The 21,910-nt window shown below is 65.0% G+C and carries 22 protein-coding genes and 1 pseudogene; 13 read left to right on the top strand and 10 right to left on the bottom strand.

What is annotated here, in order from left to right:
• Position 1: 1 nt before the first annotated feature.
• A complete protein-coding gene (glcE, locus tag Q8O96_RS03195; protein WP_250330337.1) occupies positions 2-1,066 on the bottom strand; it encodes a glycolate oxidase subunit GlcE in 1,065 nt (354 codons plus the stop codon).
• Positions 1,066-2,565 (bottom strand): glycolate oxidase subunit GlcD, encoded by a 1,500-nt coding sequence (gene glcD / locus Q8O96_RS03200; RefSeq protein WP_305948338.1) that lies wholly within the window; start codon positions 2,563-2,565, stop codon positions 1,066-1,068. The genes glcE and glcD overlap by 1 nt, the downstream gene beginning before the upstream one ends.
• 252 nt (positions 2,566-2,817) lie before the next feature.
• Here glcD and Q8O96_RS03205 point away from each other — a divergent pair, with 252 nt between their 5' ends.
• Complete coding sequence (locus Q8O96_RS03205) at positions 2,818-2,988, top strand: metallothionein (protein ID WP_102864137.1); 171 nt, start codon at positions 2,818-2,820, stop codon at positions 2,986-2,988.
• Positions 2,989-3,034: 46 nt separating this feature from the next.
• Here the strand turns inward: Q8O96_RS03205 and Q8O96_RS03210 are convergent, their stop codons facing one another.
• The 3 genes from Q8O96_RS03210 to Q8O96_RS03220 all read right to left on the bottom strand — a co-directional run bounded on the left by Q8O96_RS03210 (position 3,035) and on the right by Q8O96_RS03220 (position 5,488).
• Positions 3,035-3,262 carry a DUF6555 family protein gene (locus tag Q8O96_RS03210; protein WP_011060569.1) on the bottom strand — a complete coding sequence of 76 codons (228 nt, stop codon included), beginning with the start codon at positions 3,260-3,262 and terminating at the stop codon, positions 3,035-3,037.
• Positions 3,263-3,403: 141 nt separating this feature from the next.
• On the bottom strand, positions 3,404-4,432 hold the full coding sequence (locus Q8O96_RS03215; RefSeq protein WP_305948339.1) for a purine nucleoside permease: 1,029 nt from the start codon (positions 4,430-4,432) through the stop codon (positions 3,404-3,406).
• A 108-nt stretch (positions 4,433-4,540) separates the two neighbouring features.
• Entirely contained in the window at positions 4,541-5,488 is a 948-nt protein-coding gene (locus Q8O96_RS03220) for a nucleoside-specific channel-forming protein Tsx (protein ID WP_102864139.1), read from the bottom strand.
• 250 nt (positions 5,489-5,738) lie between these two features.
• Between Q8O96_RS03220 and Q8O96_RS03225 the strand changes: the two genes are divergently transcribed.
• Genes Q8O96_RS03225 through mnmH form a run of 3 tightly spaced genes read left to right on the top strand, consistent with a single transcriptional unit; the run spans position 5,739 to position 8,284 of the window.
• Positions 5,739-6,104, top strand: coding sequence for a nuclear transport factor 2 family protein (locus tag Q8O96_RS03225; protein ID WP_305948340.1), 366 nt, complete (start codon positions 5,739-5,741; stop codon positions 6,102-6,104).
• A 45-nt stretch (positions 6,105-6,149) separates the two neighbouring features.
• Positions 6,150-7,184 (top strand): selenide, water dikinase SelD, encoded by a 1,035-nt coding sequence (gene selD / locus Q8O96_RS03230; RefSeq protein ID WP_060838607.1) that lies wholly within the window; start codon positions 6,150-6,152, stop codon positions 7,182-7,184.
• Positions 7,184-8,284 carry a tRNA 2-selenouridine(34) synthase MnmH gene (gene mnmH, locus Q8O96_RS03235; protein ID WP_305948341.1) on the top strand — a complete coding sequence of 367 codons (1,101 nt, stop codon included), beginning with the start codon at positions 7,184-7,186 and terminating at the stop codon, positions 8,282-8,284. Before selD ends, mnmH begins: the two co-directional genes overlap by 1 nt.
• A gap of 52 nt (positions 8,285-8,336) precedes the next feature.
• On the opposite strand, the gene Q8O96_RS03240 is transcribed toward mnmH, so the two are convergent.
• From Q8O96_RS03240 to Q8O96_RS03255, 4 genes and pseudogenes are all read right to left on the bottom strand, one after another.
• On the bottom strand, positions 8,337-8,678 hold the full coding sequence (locus Q8O96_RS03240) for a DUF3077 domain-containing protein (RefSeq protein WP_060838609.1): 342 nt from the start codon (positions 8,676-8,678) through the stop codon (positions 8,337-8,339).
• A 448-nt stretch (positions 8,679-9,126) separates the two neighbouring features.
• Positions 9,127-9,306, bottom strand: a pseudogene (locus tag Q8O96_RS03245) (type II toxin-antitoxin system HicB family antitoxin); the annotation flags it as partial.
• Positions 9,307-9,494: 188 nt separating this feature from the next.
• The gene (locus Q8O96_RS03250) at positions 9,495-10,550 is read right to left on the bottom strand and encodes a permease (RefSeq protein ID WP_108542802.1); all 1,056 of its coding nucleotides are present in this window, start codon (positions 10,548-10,550) and stop codon (positions 9,495-9,497) included.
• A gap of 392 nt (positions 10,551-10,942) precedes the next feature.
• Positions 10,943-11,719 carry an IclR family transcriptional regulator gene (locus tag Q8O96_RS03255; protein ID WP_060838611.1) on the bottom strand — a complete coding sequence of 259 codons (777 nt, stop codon included), beginning with the start codon at positions 11,717-11,719 and terminating at the stop codon, positions 10,943-10,945.
• Positions 11,720-11,889: 170 nt separating this feature from the next.
• Here Q8O96_RS03255 and Q8O96_RS03260 point away from each other — a divergent pair, with 170 nt between their 5' ends.
• Genes Q8O96_RS03260 through Q8O96_RS03275 form a run of 4 tightly spaced genes read left to right on the top strand, consistent with a single transcriptional unit; the run spans position 11,890 to position 15,400 of the window.
• Positions 11,890-12,654 carry an ABC transporter substrate-binding protein gene (locus Q8O96_RS03260; RefSeq protein WP_060843143.1) on the top strand — a complete coding sequence of 255 codons (765 nt, stop codon included), beginning with the start codon at positions 11,890-11,892 and terminating at the stop codon, positions 12,652-12,654.
• Positions 12,655-12,714: 60 nt separating this feature from the next.
• On the top strand, positions 12,715-13,371 hold the full coding sequence (locus Q8O96_RS03265) for an amino acid ABC transporter permease (RefSeq protein ID WP_011060581.1): 657 nt from the start codon (positions 12,715-12,717) through the stop codon (positions 13,369-13,371).
• Positions 13,368-14,114: an amino acid ABC transporter ATP-binding protein gene (locus Q8O96_RS03270; RefSeq protein WP_305948342.1), complete on the top strand. Its 747-nt coding sequence runs from the start codon at positions 13,368-13,370 to the stop codon at positions 14,112-14,114. The genes Q8O96_RS03265 and Q8O96_RS03270 overlap by 4 nt, the downstream gene beginning before the upstream one ends.
• Complete coding sequence (locus tag Q8O96_RS03275) at positions 14,111-15,400, top strand: FAD-binding oxidoreductase (RefSeq protein ID WP_060843144.1); 1,290 nt, start codon at positions 14,111-14,113, stop codon at positions 15,398-15,400. The genes Q8O96_RS03270 and Q8O96_RS03275 overlap by 4 nt, the downstream gene beginning before the upstream one ends.
• On the opposite strand, the gene Q8O96_RS03280 is transcribed toward Q8O96_RS03275, so the two are convergent.
• Entirely contained in the window at positions 15,401-16,063 is a 663-nt protein-coding gene (locus Q8O96_RS03280) for a histidine phosphatase family protein (protein WP_305948343.1), read from the bottom strand. It lies immediately after the preceding gene.
• Positions 16,064-16,281: 218 nt separating this feature from the next.
• Between Q8O96_RS03280 and Q8O96_RS03285 the strand changes: the two genes are divergently transcribed.
• From Q8O96_RS03285 to Q8O96_RS03305, 5 genes are all read left to right on the top strand, one after another.
• Positions 16,282-16,986, top strand: coding sequence for a glutathione binding-like protein (locus tag Q8O96_RS03285; RefSeq protein ID WP_102864156.1), 705 nt, complete (start codon positions 16,282-16,284; stop codon positions 16,984-16,986).
• 1,179 nt (positions 16,987-18,165) lie between these two features.
• The gene (locus Q8O96_RS03290; protein WP_305948344.1) at positions 18,166-19,011 is read left to right on the top strand and encodes a PhzF family phenazine biosynthesis protein; all 846 of its coding nucleotides are present in this window, start codon (positions 18,166-18,168) and stop codon (positions 19,009-19,011) included.
• 298 nt (positions 19,012-19,309) lie between these two features.
• Entirely contained in the window at positions 19,310-20,284 is a 975-nt protein-coding gene (gene hemB / locus Q8O96_RS03295; RefSeq protein ID WP_016962997.1) for a porphobilinogen synthase, read from the top strand.
• A gap of 111 nt (positions 20,285-20,395) precedes the next feature.
• Complete coding sequence (locus tag Q8O96_RS03300) at positions 20,396-20,917, top strand: sigma-70 family RNA polymerase sigma factor (protein ID WP_305948345.1); 522 nt, start codon at positions 20,396-20,398, stop codon at positions 20,915-20,917.
• The gene (locus Q8O96_RS03305; protein ID WP_207167428.1) at positions 20,914-21,885 is read left to right on the top strand and encodes a FecR domain-containing protein; all 972 of its coding nucleotides are present in this window, start codon (positions 20,914-20,916) and stop codon (positions 21,883-21,885) included. The genes Q8O96_RS03300 and Q8O96_RS03305 overlap by 4 nt, the downstream gene beginning before the upstream one ends.
• The last annotated feature ends 25 nt before the right edge of the window (positions 21,886-21,910 follow it).

The following is a 21,910-nucleotide window of genomic DNA, read 5'->3' on the forward strand; positions in this document are numbered from 1 at the left end:
TCTAGAGCTCCGCGTAGAGTCGGCCGGGGTTGAAGATCCCTTGCGGGTCCAGCTGCGCCTTGAGCCGCTGGTGGTAATGCAGCAGGGTCGGCGCCAGGGGCTGGAACGGGCTGTCCTGCAGGCCGTGGCTGTAGCAGCTGGCGTGGCCGCCAACGGCGCTGACGGCGGCGCGGATCTCGCTGGCTGGTGCAGCGGTTTTCAGCCAGCGCTGGGCGCCGCCCCAGTCCAGCAGTTGTTCGCCGGGCAGTGCCAGCAGCGGCGTGTTGTGTGGCAGTGACAGGCGCCACAGCGGCAGGCCGGGGTTGAAGAAGTCCAGCTGCTGTTCATTGAGCTGGCTCCAGTAGCCCGAATCCAGAGGCTCGCCGCCCAGGCGCTCATGGGCCGCCGCCACCGAGCCTTCGCCGCCTTCCAGGCGCAGGTGCAGGCGTTCGCCGTCGTGGCAGGCGGCGCTGATCGGCAAGGGCTGCTGGCCCCATTCGGCCAGTTGCGCGAGGGCGCGCCGGCGGTCCATTTCCAGGCTCAGGCTCAGGCATTGCCGGGGCTTGGGCAGGACCTTCAGCGAGACTTCGGTGATCAGCCCCAGGCAGCCGTAGCTGCCGGCCATCAGCCGCGACAGGTCGTAACCGGCGACGTTTTTCATCACCTCGCCACCAAAGCGCAGGTGCTGGCCGCTGCCGCTGATGATCCGGGTGCCGAGGACGAAATCCCGTACCGCGCCGGCCCAGGGTCGACGCGGCCCGGACAGGCCGCTGGCGAGCATGCCGCCCAGGGTGGCCCCAGCGCCGAACGATGGCGGCTCGCAGGGCAGCATCTGCCCGGCGGCCTCCAGGGTGGCGTGCAACTCACTGAGCGGGGTGCCGGCCCGGGCGCTGATCACCAGCTCCGTGGGGTCGTAGCTGACGATGCCGCGATGGCTGCGGGTATCGAGGATTTCCCCAGCGCACTCGCGGCCGAGAAAGGCTTTGCTGTTGGAGCCCTGGATACGCAGCGGCGTACGGCTCTGCAGGGCGTCGCGCACCTGTTCCAGCAACGCCTCGGTGGCATCGAAATCGCTGTCCGTGCTCATCAGAACCGCTCCAGTTCGGGGAAGGGCAGTTGCCCGTGATGGATGTGCATGGCGCCGAATTCCGCGCAGCGTTGCAGGGTCGGGATGTTCTTCCCGGGGTTGAGCAGGCCGCCGGGGTCGAAGGCCGCCTTGATGGCGTGGAACAGGTGCAGTTCGTGGTGGTTGAACTGGGCGCACATCTGGTTGATTTTTTCCCGGCCCACGCCGTGTTCGCCGGTGATGCTGCCGCCCACCGCCACGCACAGTTCGAGGATCTTGCCGCCCAGGGCCTCGGCCCGCTGCAGCTCGCCCGGCCGGTTGGCATCGAACAGGATCAGCGGGTGCATGTTGCCGTCGCCGGCATGGAACACATTGGCCACCCGCAGCTGGCACTCCTCGGCCAGGCGGGCGATGCCCCGCAGCACCCCCGGCAACTGCCGGCGGGGAATGGTGCCGTCCATGCAGTAGTAGTCCGGCGCCAGGCGCCCCACCGCCGGGAAGGCGTTCTTGCGCCCGGCCCAGAAGCGCACGCGCTCGGCTTCGTCCCGGGCCAGTCGCACCTCCCTGGCGCCGGCGCGTTCCAGCACCTGGCGCACCCGCTCGCAGTCGTCATGCACATCAGCCTCAACCCCGTCCAGTTCGCACAGCAGGATGGCTTCGGCGTCCACCGGGTAGCCGGCGTGGATGAAGTCCTCGGCGGCGCGGATCGCCAGGTTGTCCATCATCTCCAGGCCGCCGGGGATGATCCCCGCGGCAATGATCTCGGCCACGGCGCGGCCGGCGGCTTCCACCGAATCGAAGGCCGCCAGCAGCACCTTGGCGATCGGCGGCTTGGGCAGCAGCTTGACCGTGACCTCGGTGATTACCCCCAACAGGCCCTCGGAGCCGGTGACCAGCGCCAGCAGGTCGAACCCCGGCGCGTCCAGGGCCTGACTGCCCAGGGTCATGGCTTGGCCGTCGACGCTGAGCATCTGCACCTGCAGCAGGTTGTGCACGGTCAGGCCGTATTTCAGGCAATGCACGCCCCCGGCGTTTTCCGCGACGTTGCCGCCGATGGAGCAAGCGATCTGTGATGAAGGATCGGGGGCGTAGTACAGGCCAAAAGGCGCCGCCGCCTGGGAAATCGCCAGGTTGCGCACCCCCGGCTGGAGCCTTGCGCAGCGGGCGGCCGGGTCGATCTGCAGGATGTCCTTGAAGCGCGCCATCACCAGCAGCAGGCCTTTTTCCAGGGGCAGGGCGCCTCCGGACAAACCCGTACCGGCCCCTCGGGGGACCACTGGCACCCGGTGCTCATGGCAGATCTGCAGCAAGCGCTGGACCTCGTGCAGATGCCGCGGCAGGGCCACCAGCATCGGTGTGGTGCGATAGGCACTGAGGCCGTCGCATTCGTAGGGCTTGAGTTGCGGCTCCTGGTCCAGCAGTTCCAGGTCCGGCAATTGGCTGCGCAAGGCCCGGATCAAGGCCTGTTGGTCGACGTCGGGCAGGGCGCCGTCGAGGGTTTCGTCATAGAGAATCGTCATGGGCGGCGAATGACCTTGGGTTGTTCTTGTCAGGTCGAGACAGCATGACCACGGCCTGCATCATTGGCTGGCCGGGCCGGGGTGGCCATCGGTCCATGCGGGCGCTGGCCGAATCACTTTAGTCGCTGTTGGCGTGGCGGGGGGGCTGGGTTGGCCTAGTCTTTGGAGGGCTCGTACCGTGCAGTGGCTGCCATTGTCTGAGGTGGCGCGGTGATCGAGTCCCCTGAAAGACTGATAAAAAGGAACCCTGCCATGTCCAATGAAACCTGCGCCTGTCCGGCCTGCACCTGCAAGTTGGGGCCCCATGCGATTGTCCGTCACGGCAAGCACTACTGCTGTCAGGCTTGCGCCGATCATCACGCTCATGGTGAGCCTTGTGCTTCCACCCAAGGGTGCAAATGCGCCCAAGGCGCCCACGGCTGAAAAGCGCAAACGGGTGGGGCTGCGGCCCCACCCGTTTGCGGCGGGCCTAGACCGAAGGCCGCCAGGTGACATTCTCGATACCGAACTTTTCCGCCATGGGCTTGCTGGTCTTCTTCACCCGTTCCCGGCCGAAACGGCCGATGCGGCCCACTCCCGCATCACAGCTTGCCCAGTGCCAGGCCTCGGCGTTGTCCATCTTTTCCTGGCGGATGATGAAGGACTTGGGAGCGCCGTGAAGGGTGTATTCGATGACGAAGAGTTTTGCGTTGTTCATAAAGCCTCTGTTCCTCCCTGTGATCCTTGAGTGATCCCCCGCAGGCGCAAAAATTCACTTTGATTGGCCGACTCTGGCGCCAACGGTCGTGGCCCTGAGCGCGCCTTCGTCGGCACGCCGGCTCCTGCGGGTTGCCACGGATCAGGCGTCGGGGACGCCTGTTTCCCAGGTCGACCAGTTGTTGAGAATGTCCTGCACCAGCGGATTGCCGGCCCGGTAGAGGTTCTCCAGGGCCGGGACAAAGCCGCCCTGGTCGGCGTACTTGAGCAGGTTGTCCACTTCACTGGCCCCCGGCGCCGGGCGGTCGAAATCGGAACCGGCACGCAGCACCGCCAGGCGCTGGATGTCCACCAGACCCTCGCGGCTGGCCCGCAGTAAGGCTTCGTAGGTGGAGTTGTCTTCCTGCTGGGTGGTGCAGTAGGTGCCTTTGTTGTCGGTCAGCAGGCGGGTCCAGACTTCGGCCCGTTCGCTCAGGCGAGTGCCGGAGAACCAGGTGTTGCCCGCCAGGGTGTCGCAGCGGGTCACCACCGGCGGCTGGTTGGCCGGGGCCTTGGGGTATTTCAGGCGCCAGGCCGCCGATTCCTGGCTCTCGCTCAAGGTCACCCGCTGGCTCAGGGCGAAGGCCTTGGCCTGGAGCTTGGGGTTGAGCTCGAAGACTTCGGTCTTGTAGTCCAGGGGCGGTTTTTCGTTGGGGCCCTTGGTGTTGATCCCCAGGTAGCCGGTGGGCCAGTCCTTGGGCGCATCCCGGGAGTCGAGTTCCCACTGGGTGCCGAACTCCACCAGGTAATGAGCCCAGGCAGCGGTGCCGAGGGTGCCGTGGTGCGGGCTGATGCCGGCGATCCCGGCAATCAGGAAATAGCTTTTGCGCAGGTCGAACTTCGGCGACAGGGCCAGGGCCAGGGTCGACGCCGCGGCATTGGTCTGGCCCATGCCGGTGGTCAACAGGCACACGTCCCGGTCATTGCAGCGAATGCTCGGATACTCCGCCGCCAGCCCCGGCACGCGAATCTCGCGCTTGAGCTCCAGGCGCTCGATCCAGTGCTGCGCTTCCGGCGCGAACATGCTGATCAGCACCACCTTGGGCTTGATCGGCGCCTCATTGGCCCAGGCGCCGCCTGCCAGCACAGCCCCCAGTCCCAATACCCACGAAACCTTTGTAATCCCACGCATACAACCTCCATGACTGCCGTTAACCGGCGCTTATCCTGCCTGGTCCAGGTTGCAACTCATCGCAACCGTTCTTGTCTTGCCGTTTGCCGCTCGAAGCTTGCCATTGCTCTAGAACTGATAGCCGACCCCGGCGTAATAGCCCCAGCCATTGGAGCGGGCACGGAACTCGCCGTCGCCGAAATTCAGCACGCTGCCATCCTCCCAGTTGCCGCCGTTGTGGAAGTAGCGGCCCACCAGGGTGAAGCGCAGGTGAGTGAAGGCGTACAGCAGCACGTTGGTGGCCACCGTGGCATTGGCGGTGCGCGCCGGGTTGTCCTTGTGCAGGTCGGAGCCGAAATCGAAATTGGTGAAACCGATGTAGGTCAGCGAGGCGCCGTTGCTGTAGCTGTCGATGGGCACGATGTATTTGAGCTGGGCGCGGTAGCCGTCCCAGGAATACTCGTTGCTGGCGCCGTAGTTTTCCCACTGGTAGCGGCCATAGAAGTTGGCCGAGAGGTTGACCCGCGAATGGGTGTCGATGTCGGTGCCCAGGCCGCTGTACAGGGTGTTGGCGCGGTTGGCGGTGCGGCTGCCGTGGTCGTAGATCCAGTCGAAGGCCACATACCACTCCTTGATCGGACCGATGGCCAGGCTGCGACCGGCCAGGTAATCGATGGAGATCCGCGGTTCGTGCTCCATGAACAGCGGCGAGCCGTGGTCCCAGATGCCTTTGTCGTGGCTGTTGCCGATGTCGAGGATCTTCGGCAGGTCGATGTAGCCGTACAGCTCGAAGGGGCCCTTGCGCCCGAAGTATTCGTACTCCAGGTAGATGTCGTCCGCCGGGCGCGGGCCGAAGCTGATGTCCTTGCTGCCGATCAGCATCAGGTCCTGGTTGTACCAGTCGGAAAGGTAGGCACCCTGTTTCGCGGATTGCACATCGGCGCTCAGGCTTTCGCCCTGGGCTGACGCGTCCGGCGCGGGGGATTGGGCCAGCGTGGCGTGACTGAGTAGACCCGTAACGCCGGCCAGCCCGAGGGAAACAGCCCATTGGCCATGACGGGGGAAGCGGTTGTGCATGGAAAGTCCCTGTTCGTGCGGTGTGAAGTCCCTGATGTCCGTTCGCGCGCGTGGCGGTGGCGAACACCCACAAATTTGCAACTCGCAAACGTTTGCACATGGCGTACCAACTTGAAATAGGCAGTTGAAAAACAATTGGAAACGCCTCGGAAGCTGGCTCTGGGGTCAAAAAATGCCCGGGCAGGGGGCGGTGCGCGCGAAAGCGGGGCACTGTTAAAGTCCGGGGCTGGATTTTCTGCGGAGCTCGACCATGGCGTTGCATCAACTCTTGCTGGAATTGGAAACCCGCCTGCAGCAGGCCGAAGTGCGTGCCGATCGCCAGTTGCTGGACGCCTTGCTGGCCGACGACTTTCTCGAGTTCGGCGCCAGTGGCGGGCGTTGGGACAAGGCACAGGTGCTGGAAAGCCTGCCGCAGCAAGTGTTTATCGAGCGCCGGATCAGCGAGTTCTCGTTGCAGCTTCTCGCGGCCGATCTGGCCCAGGTCACCTACCTGTGCCATAACGCCGCAGCCGGCGGGCGCGCGGCCGGCAGCGCCTGGCGCAGTTCGCTGTGGCGCTGCCGCGAAGGGCGCTGGCAGATGCTGTTCCACCAGGGCACGCCCCGGCCCGGGGCCTGACCCCCTCTGCTAGAATCCTGCGTCCCGAACTTGACGAGGTGCCCCATGAGCGAGCCGATTCGCCTGACCCAGTACAGCCACGGAGCCGGCTGCGGCTGCAAGATTTCCCCCCAGGTACTGGAGGTGATCCTGGCCGGCAGCGGGGCGCAGAACCTCGACCCCAAGCTGTGGGTCGGCAACGCTTCGCGCGATGACGCGGCGGTCTACGCCATCGATGAAGAGCGCGGCGTGGTCTCCACCACCGACTTTTTCATGCCCATCGTCGACGACCCCTTCGACTTCGGCCGCATCGCCGCCACCAACGCCATCAGCGATATCTACGCCATGGGCGGCGACCCGCTGATGGCCATCGCCATTCTTGGCTGGCCGGTGAACGTGCTGGCCCCGGAAATCGCCCGGGAAGTGATCCGCGGCGGCCGCGCCGTGTGCGACGCGGCGGGCATTCCCCTGGCGGGCGGCCATTCCATCGACGCACCGGAGCCGATCTTCGGCCTGGCGGTGACCGGGCTGGTGGAAAAGCGCTTCATGAAACGCAACGACACCGCCACCGCCGGCTGCCTGCTGTACCTGACCAAGCCCCTGGGGATCGGCGTGCTCACCACCGCCGAGAAAAAGGGCAAGCTGCGCGACGCCGACATCGGTCTGGCCCGCGACTGGATGTGCACCCTGAACAAGCCCGGCAGCCGTTTCGGCAAGCTCGAAGGGGTGACCGCGATGACCGACGTCACCGGTTTCGGCCTGCTCGGGCACCTGGTGGAAATGGCCGATGGCAGCGGCCTCACCGCACAGATTCACTACGACCGCGTGCCACGCCTGCCCGGGGTCGAGTACTACCTGGACCAGGGCTGCGTGCCCGGCGGCACCTTGCGCAACTACAGCAGCTACGCCGAGAAAATCGGCCGGGTTCAGGAGCTGCACAAGCGCGTGCTCTGCGACCCGCAGACCAGCGGCGGCCTGCTGGTGGCGGTGACGCCTGAAGGCAATGCCGAGTTCCTCGCCCTGGCGGCGGAGCTGGGCCTGGAACTGGCGCCCATCGGTGAACTGGTGGAGCGACAGAGTCATGCGGTCGAGGTGTTCTGATGCCTCTGGACTGCACCGATTACCGCGAGATCTTCCTCAACGACCGGCCGATGATGGACACTCGGGCGCCGATCGAATTCACCAAGGGCGCCTTTCCCGGGGTGCTCAACCTGCCGCTGATGACCGACCAGGAACGCCAGCGGGTCGGCACCTGCTACAAGCAGCAGGGCCAGCAGGCGGCGATTGTCCTGGGCCATCAGCTGGTGTCCGGCGACATCAAGCAACAGCGCGTCCAGGCCTGGGCCGATTTCGCCCGGGCTCACCCCGACGGCCTGCTGTACTGCTTCCGTGGCGGCCTGCGCTCGCAGATCGTCCAGCAGTGGCTCAAGGAAGCGGGCATTGACTACCCGCGGGTTGGCGGCGGCTACAAGGCCATGCGGACCTTCCTTTTGGACACCACCGAGCAGGCCCTGCAGCAGTGCGATTTTGTCCTGTTGGGGGGCATGACCGGCACCGGCAAGACCGAAGTGCTGGGCCAGCTGGATAACGCCCTGGACCTGGAAGGCCACGCCAACCACCGCGGCTCCAGCTTCGGCCGCCGCGCCACCGGGCAGCCGAGCAACATCGACTTCGAAAACCGCCTGGCGGTGGACCTACTGAAAAAGCGTGAGCGCGGCGTGCAGAGCTTTGTCCTGGAAGACGAAAACCGCATGATCGGCAGCTGCGCCTTGCCGCTGCCGCTGTACCAGAGCATGCAGGGCCTGCCCATGGTCTGGCTGGAAGACCGCCTCGACAGCCGGGTACAGCGCATCCTTGACGATTACGTGGTCAACCTCAGCGCCGAGTTTGTCGCCGTGCATGGCGAGGAAGGGTTTGCCCTGTTTGCCGAACGCCTGCTGGAGAGCCTGAACAAGATCCACAAACGCCTGGGTGGCGAGCGTCACCAGCGCCTGTTCCTGCTGATGGAAGCGGCGCTGGCGGAACAGGCCCGCAGCGGCGATGTGGAGCTGCACCGGGCCTGGATCGAAGGCCTGCTCGGCGAATACTACGACCCGATGTACGCCTACCAACGCGAGAGCAAGGGCGCGCGGATCGAGTTCAGCGGCGACCACGGCGCGGTGCTCGATTACCTGCGCCAGCGCCAGTCGCCCTCGCGCTAGCGCTCAATGATCCGCGCGCTCACAGCACCTGAGCGCGCGGTGTGCGCGGGCGTCAGCCGGCAGGGCGTGGACGGTCGAGCAAGGCCTCGACCACGGCCCGGGCCATTTCCACGGAATGCACCATGGACCAGATCAGGCCGCGTTCGATGCCGCTGGCGCGCTCGGTGATTTCATCGGACACCTCCTCGGCGCACTTGAGCAGCAGGGCGACGTGCCTCAAGGCCTGTTCGGCGTTGACCCCGGCTTGCACGCTGAACAGGGCATTGCCCTGGGCATCGCGCAGGCCGAACGGGCGTGCCTGGGTCGGTTTCAGTGCGGCGAGCAGGTTGGCGTTGGCGCGATCCAGCTCGGGATCGCGCAGGGGGCGGGGTGGATCGGGGACGAGCTTTTTCATGAGTTGGGTCCTCCAGTCGTTCAAGAACTGCCGGAACTCACTTCCACATGAGAGGGTGGCAGCTGTACGCAGGTGTGGAAGACCGGGACTGAAGGATCCGGCGCACCCGAGAGTGCCCCACGTACAGCCGCCATAGAGCGAGGTCACCCATATTGAAAAATACAGGTGTTCCCATTGAGGCAAGTTGCACGTTCTTCATGTCCGGACTTCCACATCCGAGTCGCTGATGGTGCAGCGACCGGGGGAGACTGCCTGACGAACACCCAGGGCACAAGCCGCTCAAAGGCGTTGGCGATTCTCTCGGACAAGCCTTACAAAACAAAGCGAAAACTCTGGTTTCGGGAGCGGCATTCCCTGATCAATGTGTTTCAAGACGATGCTGTGGCGGAGGGGTGGTGCTTCGATTGGAAACCTGTGCTCAACGGAGTTGAGCGGGGACAGCCGAGTGTTTGCAGGTGCTCAAATAGTCATCGACCGCCTCTTTGAACGCGACCTCCAGCTCAGCCAGGGTTTGCCCTTCATAGCTCACCAGGGCTTTGATGAACTGGAGCCTGCCAAAGAGGCGGTGATCCTCGGGGCTGACTTCAATAGAGCCGTAATAGCCCTTGTGTTGCAGCAGGTTGTTCACGGTATCGAGGCCTCCGGGTCTGCGTTGTTCGATGACGTGGCGAAGCATCTCGCTCTTTAGCTCATGACCGGGGCGCGCTTTGCGCAGGTTGCACATCGCGCGCGATCGAGTCGATGCCGATGCCAAGAGCCGACGTGTCGCTGCCTATTCGAGCCTGACCCGAATCGGCGGCAGCGACAACCAGAGCCTTACAACAACACCGCACCAATCAATCCGCAGACAATCCCCACCAGCATGGTCAGCACGGCCACGGTCACCAGCACCCTGGCATCGAAGTCTTTGCGCAGCATCAGCAGCGACGGCAGGCTGATGCTTGGCAGAGTCATTAACAGCGCCACCGCCGGACCGGTACCCAAACCCAGGGTCATCATGGTCTGGACGATGGGAATCTCTGCCGCCGTAGGGATCACGAACAGGGTCCCGGCAATCGCCAGCGGCACCAGCCACCACAGGCTGTCGCCCATGGCGCCGTCAATGTGCGGGAACAGCCAGACCCGCGCCGCGCCCAACACCAGTACCGCCAGCACGTAGATTGGAATGGTGCTCCAGAACAGTTGCCACAGGGTCTTGCCCCAGCGGCTGAGGAACGACTGCTCGTTCACCGTGCTGGCTTCCACCACCGCATCCACCGCGGCTTCTGGCAGTTGCTCGGGGCCGGCGACCCGCTGCGCCACCAGCGACACGCCCAGCACCAGGACGATGCCCGCCACCAGGCGCAGGGCGGAAAACCCCCAGCCCAAAACAAAGCCCATGAACACCAGGGTCGCCGGGTTGAGCACCGGGTTGGCGATCCAGAACGCCAGGGCCGCGCCCACCGAAACCTTCTGCCGCCGCAGGCCGGCAGCCACTGGGGCGGCGCAGCAGGAACACATCATGCCCGGCAAGGCGAACAGCCCGCCGCGCAGGGTCGAGCCGAAACCGGCGCGGCCGAACAGGCGCAGCAGCCAGTCCCTTGGAATCAGCACCTGCAACAGGGAACCTAAGATCACCGCCAGTACCGCAGCCTTCCAGATGGCCAGGAAGTACACCTGGGAATAGGCCAGGGCGGCGCTCCAGGGCGAGCTTTGCTGATCGTTGAGGATCGACGCGCCGATGCTGTGGCTGTCGGCGGCGACAAAGGCCTTGAGGTAGTAGGGCGACCACTTCACGTAATACAGGCCGATGGCGGCCACCAGCAGGAACAGCAGGGGTTTGCACCAGAACGCCCAGCCGCGGGTGGGCTGGGTGGAGGCGAGGTTGGACATGAAGGGAATTCCGCACAAGACAATAAGCGCGAATTGTAGCCGCTGGCGCCGGTGCGCCGCGAACCGATCTCGCCCGGCATTGGACTGTAGCCGCTGCCGAGCGTCAGCGAGGCTGCGCGAAGGCCCGCAGGGCCTTGCTTGGCGATCTCCCGTCGGGGCTCTGTCGGTCTTGAGAGCGCCGCGGCCCTGCCGGCCGTTCGCAGCCTGCGGCAGCGGCTACACCGATCTCGGATCGGCATTGGACTGTAGCCGCTGCCGAGCGTCAGCGAGGCTGCGCGAAGGCCCGCAGGGCCTTGCTTGGCGATCTCCCGTCAGAGCTCTGTCGGCCTTGAGAACGCCGCGTCCCTGCGGGCCATTCGCAGCCTGCGGCAGCGGCCACAGGGGAGCGATTTTCAGAGGGTGCGAATCGAGGTGCGGATGGCCCGGGCGCATTCGATCACTGAAGGCGCGAGCTTGCGTTCGGCTTCCTCCAGGGTCCAGCGGCTGCTGGGCACCACCACGTGCACGGCGGCCACCGGCAGGCCCTGGCTGCCGAGGATCGGTGCGGCAATGCTCATGTCCCCCAGGAACAGTTCCTCCGGGTTCAGGGCGTAGCCGCGGCGCTGGGTGAGCTCGATCTCGCGCTGAATATCCGCAAGCTCGGTCAGGGTGTGCCGGGTATGAGCCTTGCGCTCGCTGGCTTCGAGGATCTGTGTGGCCTCGGCGGCGGGCAGGGCGCTGAGGTAGGCGCGCCCGGAACCGGTGCAGTACATGGGGATGCGGCTGCCGATGGGCATGTGGATGGGGATGAACTTGGGCGCCACGAAGCGCGCCACATAGACCATGTCCAGGCCATCGGGCTCGGTGAGGTTGGTGGTTTCTCCGGTGATCTGCGCCAGTTCGGCGAGGAACGGGTTGGCCACGTCCACCAGGGTGTCGGCGGCCAGGTAGTTGTAGCCGATCTCCATCACCCGCGGAGTCAGTTGGAAGCGTTTGGTCTGCGGGTGCTTACGCACGTAGCCCAGCTGTTCCAGGGTGTGAATCATGCGCTGCGCCGAGCTCTTGTTGATGTCGGCGGCCGCGGCGATTTCCGCCAGGTTCATGGTTCGTTGCGCGGCGTTGAAGGCCCGCAGCACTGCCAGGCCTTTCTCCAGCGACTGGTTGAATAGGGAATTGTTGTTATCGCTCATGACAGTCCTGTCTGGCTATTTCATGTTTTGAATATCGATATTCGATATTTATAAATCTCTTTACGATTTTTGTAAATTGTTTATAGTCGGGTCCATGCCTCCTGCCTTCCACACCAGAGGCTATCCATCACGGACTTCAAACAATAAAACCGTCCAATGGGAGATTCGCCATGCATACCCGCACTCGTGTCCTTGCGCCCGCTGTATTCGCACTCTGTTGTGCCCTGGGCCTCTCGCTGTCGGCCCAGGCCGAGCCGCTGTACAAGGTCGGGGCCACCGCCACCGGCATTCCCTTCACCTTTCTTGACGTCAAGAGCCAGAGCATCGAGGGCATGATGATCGATGCCGCCCGGGCCGTGGGCAAGGCTGGCGGTTTCGCCGTGGACATCCAGCAGACCACCTTCGCCGCGCTGATCCCGTCCCTGACCTCGAACAAGATCGACATCATCTCCGCCGCCATGCTGCGCACCCCGGTGCGCGAGAAAGTGGTGCAGTACTCCGACCCGGTGTTCAGCTACGGCGAGGGCCTGATCGTCAAGGCCGACGACACCGGCGACTACCGCCGCATGGAGGACCTGGCCGGGGAAACCGTCGGCGCCCAGGTCGGCACGGTGTTTATCGACGAGTTGAACAAGCGCGGGATCTTCAAGGAAGTGCGCGGCTACGACTCGATTCCCGACCTGATGCGCGACCTGGCCCTGGGGCGGATCAAGGCCGGTTTCGCCGACCGGCCGATCCTCGCCTACCAACTGGCCCAGGGCACCCAGAACAAGGTGCGGCTGGTCAAGGGCTACCAGCCGGTGGTCATGGGCGACGTCTGCCTGATCGTGCGCAAGGGCGATGCCCAGACCCTGGCCGAGGTCAATCGCGGGATCGCCGCGATCAAGGCCGACGGCACCCTGGAGCGCATCATCGAGCGCTGGAAGCTCAACTGATCCAGTCGCGGCCCGGCACCTGGTCCGGGTCCCTTTCTTGCTGATTAAACGGGTCTCTCCATGTTTCTCCAGAACGCTCTGGACTTCCTGCCCATTCTATTGAAAGGCGCAGTGGTCACCCTGCAGGTCACTGTTGGCTCATTCGTGCTCAGTTCGCTGATCGGCCTGGTCTTCGCCTTGATGATGGTGTCCAAGGTGCGCTCGGTGGCGTTGTTCGCCATCGGCGTGGTCAACGTCATTCGCGGGCTGCCGATCATCGTCCAGCTGTTTTACATCTACTTCGTGCTGCCGGATTTCGGCATCCAGCTCACCGCCATGCAGGCCGGGGTGATCGGCCTGGGCATCGCCTACTCGGCGTACCAGGCGGAAAACTTCCGCGCCGGCATCCAGGCCATTCACCAGGGGCAGATCGAGGCCGCCGAATCCATCGGCATGCGCGGGCCGATGATCATGCGTCGGGTGGTGCTGCCCCAGGCCCTGCGCATCGCCTTGCCGCCCTACGGCAACACCCTGGTGATGATGCTCAAGGACTCGTCCCTGGTGTCCACCATCACCGTGGCCGAGATGACCCGGGCCGGGCAGCTGATCGCGTCCTCGACCTTCGAGAACATGACCGTCTACACCCTGGTGGCCTTGCTCTACCTGGCCCTGAGCCTGCCGCTGTCCTTTGCCCTGCGCCGCCTGGAGGCGCGCATCAGCACCCGGAGAAAGCCATGATCCAGATCAAGGGCGTACACAAGAGCTTTGGCAACGTGGCGGTGCTCGAAGGCATCGACCTACAGGTGCGCAGCGGCGAGGTGGTGTGCCTGATCGGCCCCTCGGGGTCCGGCAAGTCGACCCTGCTGCGCTGTATCAACGGCCTGGAAAGCTACGAGCAGGGCGACATCCTGGTGAGCGGGGCGCGGGTCGAGCGGCAGGCCAAGAGCATCCACGAGCTGCGTACCCGGGTGGCCATGGTGTTCCAGCGCTTCAACCTGTTCCCCCATCGCACGGCGTTGCAGAACGTCACCGAGGGGCCGATCTACGTCAAGAAGCAGGACCCCCGGCAAGCACGCCTGCGGGCCGAGGCCCTGCTGGAAAAGGTCGGCCTGGCCCATCGCATGCACGCCTACCCGGACGAGCTCTCCGGCGGACAGCAGCAACGGGTGGCGATTGCCCGGGCACTGGCCATGGACCCGGAGGCGATTCTCTTCGACGAGCCCACTTCAGCACTGGACCCGGAACTGGTGGGCGAGGTGCTGGCGGTGATGCGCAAACTGGCCGACGAGGGCATGACCATGATCGTGGTCACCCATGAAATGGGCTTTGCCCAGGACGTGGCGGACCAGGTGTGCTTCCTTCACAGCGGGCGCATCGTCGAGGCCGGGCCGGCGCGCACCGTGCTCAGCACCCCGAGCCACCCGCGCACCCAGGACTTCCTGCGGCGCCTGCTTAACCAGGGTGCGGAGGTGCAGGCATGAGTGCGTCCCAGCCTCTGCGCATGCCGCCCTCGCTGTGGGCGGCCACGGCCATGCCGGCCGAGCACACCCCGGCGCTGACCGAGGACCGGGAGGTCGATGTGGCGATTGTCGGCGCCGGCTACACCGGGCTGGTGAGTGCCCTGCGCCTGGCCCAGAGCGGTGCCCGTGTCTGTGTGCTGGATGCCGGCGAACCCGGCTGGGGCGCCTCCGGGCGCAATGGCGGGCAGGTGATCCCCGGGCTCAAGTTCGACCCCGAGCAACTGCTGGCCAAATTCGGCCAGGTGCGGGGAGAGGCACTGATCGAAGCCGTGGGCTCGGCGGCCGATGAAGTGTTCGAGCTGATCAAGGAACACCGCATTCGCTGCGACGCCACGCGCAAGGGCTGGATCCAGCCGGCGTTTTCCGGCGCGGCGATGCGCACCCTGGAGCAGCGCGCCGAGCAGTGGCGCCAGCGCGGCGTGGCCGTGGAATTGCTGGACAAGGCGGCGGTAAGCCAGCGCATCGGCAGCCCGCAGTACCTGGGCGGCTGGGTCGACCCACGGGCCGGCAGCCTGCACCCGCTGAACTACGCCCGGGGCCTGGCCCGGGTGGCGATGGGGCTGGGGGTGAGCATTCACGGCCAGAGCCGGGTCCGGCAGCTGCAGCGCGACGGCGGGCGCTGGACCCTGGAGACCGACTGTGGCGCGCGGGTGCGCGCCCCGAAGGTGCTGCTGGCCACCAATGGCTACACCGACGGCTTGTGGCCGGGGTTGCGCCAGACGGTGATCGCCGCCAACAGTTTCATCATCGCCACCCGGCCACTGCCCGCCGAGCTGCGCCAGAGCATCCTGCCGGGCGGCGAGGTGTGTTCCGATGCCCGGCGCCTGCTGCTGTATTTCAAGCAGGACGCCCAGGGACGCCTGCTGCTGGGCGGGCGCGGACCGTTTTCCGAACCGCGCCGGGATGCCGATTGGAACCATCTGGAGCGCTCGTTGCTGAACCTGTTTCCCCAGTTGGCGGGCACCCCCATCGAGTACCGCTGGAGCGGGCGCGTGGCCCTGACCCCGAGCTTTCTGCCGCAGTTGCACGAACCGGCGCCGGGGCTGTCGATCCTGCTGGGCTATAACGGGCGCGGCATTGCCTTGTCGACCCTGCTGGGCAAGCACCTGGCGGCGCGGCTGACGGGAGCGGGGCAGGCCTTTCCGTTTCCGCTCACGCCCGTGCGGCCGATTCCGCTGCATGGCCTGCAACGCCTCTACCTGGGAGCGGGGATTGCCTGGTACCGCTTGCTCGACGCCCTGGGCTGATCAGCTCGGGCAATCCTGCTCGCCGCCGTCCAGGCCCTGCTTGTAGCTCTGGCTGTGCAGGCTGGCCTTGCCGTTGCGCCAGGTCAGGGTCAGCACGTACAGCGAGTCGAAGTCGCTGGAGGCCCAGTCCTCAGTGATCGGGCGCTTCTGGCCCACGGCCTCTTCGGCGACCTTGTTGATCAGCTCCGGCAGGTAACCGTGGGACCAGGCGGTGTAGATGATCGCGTTGTGGTAGCGGTCGTGCAGCAGCTCGTCCGCCAGGTCGCTGGTGTCGTTGGCGGCAAAATCGATGTTGACCGGCAGGCCGAGCTTGATGGCGCTGGGGCTGATGGTCATCAAGGGGCGGATGTAGCTGTAGGAGTTGTCCAGCTCGCCTTCCTCGACGTTGCGCGTCGGGTTGGCGGCGAACACGTACTGCGCCTTGCCGAATTTTTCCGGCAGCAGCGAGGCCAGGTCGAGGGCTCGGTTCAGGCCCTGGCAGTTGAGCTGGCCGAGGCCGCCGGCGGGCTTTTCCGCGTGGCGCAGGAACACCAGGGTCTGAGTGCCGTCCACCGGTTGCGCGCGGCTGACGCTGGACTCCAGCGACAGGCACAGGGCGCTGCCCAGCAGCAAGGCCGGTAGCAGCAGGTAGGCGCGGTTCTTGAAGCGGCGGAGCAGGGGCATGGCGGGATTCTTCAGCGCAAGGGGTGGAGGCTGACAAACCTGTGTGTTCCCTGTCATCACGGCCGGTGAAGGCAGTGCTTCTGAGTCCCTGGACGGCGTTTGGTTCGATGAGGCGCCAGACTAACCGCGGTATGTTGCCGATTTAAGAAAACCCGGCGGATAATCGCCGACCGTTGCCTCGTGTGGCGCCCCCCTTTGACTGTCATTGGAAGCCTGTCATGACCGATCTTTCCGCTTTTGCCGTTACCCAGAAATGGCCTGCGCAGTTTCCCGAATGGATTCAGCTGTACTCCCTGCCGACCCCCAACGGGGTCAAGGTTTCGATCATGCTCGAAGAGATCGGCCTGCCTTATGAAGCGCACCGGGTCAGCTTCGAGACCCAGGACCAGATGACCCCGGAGTTCCTCAGCGTCAGCCCGAACAACAAGATCCCGGCGATTCTCGATCCCCATGGTCCTGGCGACCAGCCTTTGGCATTGTTCGAATCGGGGGCGATCCTGATTTACCTGGCGGACAAGAGCGGGCAGTTGCTGGCCCAGGAATCGGCGGCGCGTTATGAAACCATCCAGTGGCTGATGTTCCAGATGGGCGGCATCGGGCCGATGTTCGGGCAGGTGGGGTTCTTCCACAAATTCGCCGGCAAGGACTACGAGGACAAGCGGCCGCTGGAGCGTTATGTGAACGAGGCCAAGCGGTTGCTGGGGGTGTTGGACAAGCACCTGGAGGGGCGCGAGTGGATCATGGGCGAGCGCTACACCATTGCCGATATTGCGACTTTTCCGTGGATTCGGAATCTGGTCGGGTTTTATGAGGCGGGCGGGTTGGTGGGGATTGATAGCTTCCCGCAGGTGCAGCGGGTGCTGGCCAAGTTTGTGGCGCGGCCGGCGGTGATTCGTGGGTTGGAGATTCCCAAGGTGGTTTGAGGTGTTTTTTTAGGGTGGGGCGAAGGGGGGCATCTTCGGTGTTGCGGGTGTGGCTACTTAGGGGTTTGCTCTTGTAGCGAGTGGGACGGGGTACATATCCATTGCTGCGGTCACGGCTACTTAGGGTTTCGCCCTTACGGCGAGTCCCTTTTTTTCAAACGCCAAAAAAAGGAACCAAAAAACGCTTGCCCCTCCATGGGCCCCTCGCTGGGGCTCGGGGTTCCCTCTCTCCGGCATTGCTCCGGGGGCCCGCCGCCAACCGGCCATCCATGGCCGGGTGGCGGCTAGCTCGGCATCCATGCCGAGCTGCCCCCTACGCAACGCCTACGCTCGGCCGGCTGGGAAGGGGCCTGAAGATCAAGATCAAAAGCCAAAGCCAAAGCCAAGGTGCGCAGGCTGGTTCTCTGTAGCCGCTGCCGAAGGCTGCGAACGAGCGCTAGCGCTCGCAAAACCAGGCGGCGCGATATGTCAGGAATATCGGGGAGGCAGGTTTAGCGTCTCCTGCGACGGAATGCCGCCCAGAGCGGTCGCAGCCTTCGGCAGCGGCTACATGTAACGCGAACGGCAATGAAACAGGCCGGCCGGCAGGCCGCCGTCAGATGTTGATCTTGCTCTGGCTTTTGATCTTGATCTGAACGCCCCGTTAACCACGATGGCCGAACGCAGGCATTGAGCCGTGGGTAACCCGGCAGGACGCCGGGTTAGCCGCCACCCGGCCATGGATGGCCGGTGGCGGCGGCCCACGGATCAATGCCGGAGTTCGGGCATGCCGAGCCTAGGCGAGGCACCGAGTGGAGGGGCAGGAGCCTTTGGTTACTTTGGGCTTTTCAAAGTGACTCGCTGTAAGAGCGAAACCGCCAGCGGCCGCACCCGCAGGAATGGATATGTACCCCCTCCCACTCGCTGTAAGAGCGGAACCCCAAGTAGCCGTGACCGCAGCAACGGATATGTACACAGCCCACTCGCTGTAAGAGCGAAACCCTAAGTAGCCGTGACCGCAGCAACGGATATGTACACAGCCCACTCGCTGTAAGAGCGGAACCCCAAGTAACCCTGACCGCCGCACCGGATATGTACCCAACCCACCGCTGTAAGAGCGAAACCACCAACCGCCACACCCGCAGCAACGAATATGTACACTTCACCCCCAGCCCCCACCGACCCCAGGCTCCCTCTAATATGCCCGCCCTGAATTTCAAGCAAATCGACGTCTTCAGCGCCACCCCCCTCAAGGGCAACCCCCTGGCCGTGGTGTTCAACGCCGACGATCTCAGCGACGAACGCATGGCCGCTTTCGCCACCTGGACCAACCTCAGCGAAACCACCTTCCTGCTCAAGCCCCGCGACCCTCGGGCCGACTATCGCTTGCGGATCTTCACCACCACCCAAGAGCTGCCCTTCGCCGGTCACCCGACCCTGGGCAGTTGCCATGCCTGGCTCGAAGCCGGCGGGGAGCCTCAGGGCGAGGAGATCATTCAGGAGTGTGAAGTCGGTCTGGTGCGCATTCGTCGTCAGGGCGATCAGCTGGCCTTTCTCGCGCCGCCGCTGCTCAAGTCCGGCCCGGTGGAGCCCGAGGTGCTGGAGCAGGTAGGCCGTGGCCTGGGCCTGAAAGCCGGGGATATCGTCCAGGCGCAGTGGGTCGACAACGGCGCCGGCTGGCTGGCGGTGATGCTCGGCGAGCGCCAGCAGGTGCTGGATCTGCAACCGGACTACCCGGCACTGATCGGTCTGGCCGTAGGGGTGATCGCGCCCTGTGACCCCGAGCGCGATGACACCGAGGCGCAGTTCGAGGTGCGGGCCTTTATCGCCGGCGACGGCATGCCCGAGGACCCGGCCACCGGCAGCCTCAATGCCGGGATCGCCCAGTGGCTGCTGGGGGCCGGGCTGGCGCCGTCGCGCTATCGGGTCAGCCAGGGCCTGAGCATGGGCCGCGCTGGGTCCATCGATGTGGAGCAGGTGGGCGATGAGGTGTGGATCGGCGGCTCTGCCGTCACCTGTATTGAAGGCAAGTTTCTCGCGGGGTGAAGCCGCGGCAAGTTTCCAGCTCCAAGCCCCGCCCGGCGCAGTTGCCACTTGCCGCTCGAAGCTTGTTGCTTGTTGCTTGTTGCTTGTTGCTGCTCCTCTGTCTTGCGTCAGATGGTCGCAGGCCGGCCTGCGCGGGCCCTCGCCAAGCCCATGAATAGCGGGCCTGGCGCTGATTGTTAGCAGATTCGCAAGACTCTCTTGAGCCGTGCGGGTTTGTACCCTGGCGGCTCTGGGCATAAGCTTTCAGCCTTTTTTCGCCATCGCTCGTGTTGTCCCGCGCTCAGCCTTAGGAAAAATCATGTCCAGCCAGTTCCCAGAAGCCCGTCCCCGTCGCCTGCGTCGCTCCGAACAACTGCGCAGTCTGTTCCAGGAAACCGAATTCACCCTCAATGACCTGGTGCTGCCGATTTTCGTCGAGGAGGAAATCGACGATTTCGTGCCGATCAAGAGCATGCCCGGGGTGATGCGCATTCCCGAATCCAAGCTGGCCGGGGAGATCGAGCGTTACGCCCGCGCCGGGATCAAGTCGGTGATGACTTTCGGTGTGTCGCACCACCTGGACTGCGACGGCAGCGATACCTGGAAGGAAAACGGCCTGGTGTCGCGCATGTCGCGCATCGCCAAGGACGCGGTGCCGGAGATGATCGTGATGTCCGACACCTGCTTCTGCGAATACACCGAGCACGGCCACTGTGGCGTGATGCACGGCCATGAAGTGGACAACGACCAGACCCTGATCAACCTCGGCAAGCAGGCGGTGGCCGCGGCCCGTGCCGGCGCCGACGTGATTGCGCCGTCGGCGGCCATGGACGGTCAGGTCCAGGCCATCCGCCGCGCCCTGGACGCCGCCGGTTTCACCCAGACGCCGATCATGGCCTATTCCACCAAGTTCGCTTCGGCGCTCTACGGCCCGTTCCGCGAAGCGGGCGGCAGTGCGCTCAAGGGCGACCGCAAGAGCTACCAGATGAACCCGATGAACCGTCGCGAAGCGGTGCGCGAGTCCCTGCTGGACGAGCAGGAAGGCGCCGACTCGCTGATGGTCAAACCCGCCGGGGCCTACCTAGACATCATCCGTGACATCCGCGAGGCCTCGCGCCTGCCGGTGGCGGCGTATCAGGTCAGCGGCGAGTACGCGATGATCAAGTTCGGCGCCCAGGCCGGGGCCATCGACGAGCAGCGGGTGGTGCGTGAAAGCCTGGGTTCGATCAAGCGCGCCGGCGCCGACCTGATCTTCACCTACTTCGCCATGGACCTGGCCCTGGCCGGGATCTGACCAGGCCCCCGCCATACCGCCACGAACGTCGTCCGGCGTTCGTGGCTCTTGCCAAGACTTCCGCCCCTACATGACAATGCGATTCATTATCAAATATGAATCCTTATTGTCATGCCCGCCGACGACTTATCCCTGCGCAGTGCCGTCACCGATCTGTATATCCATCACCACGGCTGGCTGCAGGGCTGGTTGCGCCAGCGCCTGGGCAACACCTTCGATGCCGCCGATCTGGCCCAGGACACCTTCGTGCGGGTGCTCAAGGCGCGCAATGCCCTGGAGATCCGTGAGCCGCGGCCCTACTTGTCGCGCATCGCCAATGGCCTGCTGATCGACCTGTTTCGCCGCCGCTCCCTGGAGCAGGCGTACCTGGAGGCCCTGGCCCTGGTGCCCGAGGGCGAGCAGCCGTCGCCGGAGGAGCAGAACCTGATGCTCCAGGCGCTGTTGGAGGTCGACCGGCTGCTGGACGGCCTGGGGGCCAGGGTCAAGCAGGCTTTCCTGCTGTCCCAGTGCGATGGCCTGACCTACGAGCAGATCGCCGAACGCCTGCAGATCTCGGTGCGCAGCGTCAACAACTACATGGCCAAGGCCATGGAGCATTGCTGCCTGATGCAGATGCGGATGCAGCTGTCATGAGTTTTGCCAACCTGCAACTGAGCGTGAGCGAGCGCCAGGCCATCAGCGGCGCGGCGCGCTGGTATGCGCAGTTGCGCTCCGGCACCGCCAGCGAACAGGAACAGGCGGCCTGGCGCGAATGGCTGGCCGCCGACCCCTTGCATCGCCAGGCCTGGGAACGCATGCAGCAACTGGGCGAGCAGATGTCGGCCCTGCCTGGCGGTCTGGCCGGTTCCACCTTACGCGGGGCCGGGCGCTCGCGCCGCGAGCTGATGCGCAATCTGGTGGTGCTGGCTTCGGCCGGCTCCCTGGGCTGGCTGGGTTGGCGCAGCGACAGCGCCCAGCAATTGCTGGCGGACTATCGAACCCAGGTCGGCGAGCGCCGCGAAGTGCGCCTGGCGGACGGCAGTGCATTGCTGCTCAACACCGACACCTCGGTGAATGTGGCTTTCGACGGTCAGCAGCGCCGGTTGCAGTTGCTCTGGGGCGAGATGCTGGTGAGCGCTGGCGTTGATGCGCAGCACAGGCCATTGCGGATCATCACCCGCCACGGCGAGGTCCAGGCCCAGAGCGCGCGTTTCGTGTTGCGCAGCGAAGAGCGCGAGGATCAGGTGGCGGTGCTGGAGCAGGGCGTGCAGGTCAGCCTGGGTAACGGGGCGCTGGTGCGTCGGGTCGAAGCCGGGCAGCAACTGGCTTTCAACACCCGGAGTTTCGCCGCGCTACAACCCAACGACGCTTCAGTAGGCGCCTGGCGCCAGGGCAGCATCATCGCCCTCGACCGACCCTTGGAGGACTTGCTGGCGGACCTGTCGCGCTACCGCCGGGGTGTGGTGCAGTGCGATCCGCAGATTGCCGGCCTGAAGATTTCCGGGGCCTTTCCCATCGATGACACCGACCGCGCCCTGGCGGCGCTTGAGAGCGGTTTCTCGCTGCGCATCGAGCGCTACACCCGCTATTGGGTGCGGGTGTCCCAGCGCCGCCTCGGCTGAAACCAAGCGGTAAAAAATAATTATT

The organism is Pseudomonas sp. LPH60, from assembly GCF_030718165.1.
GTDB lineage: Bacteria > Pseudomonadota > Gammaproteobacteria > Pseudomonadales > Pseudomonadaceae > Aquipseudomonas > Aquipseudomonas danubii.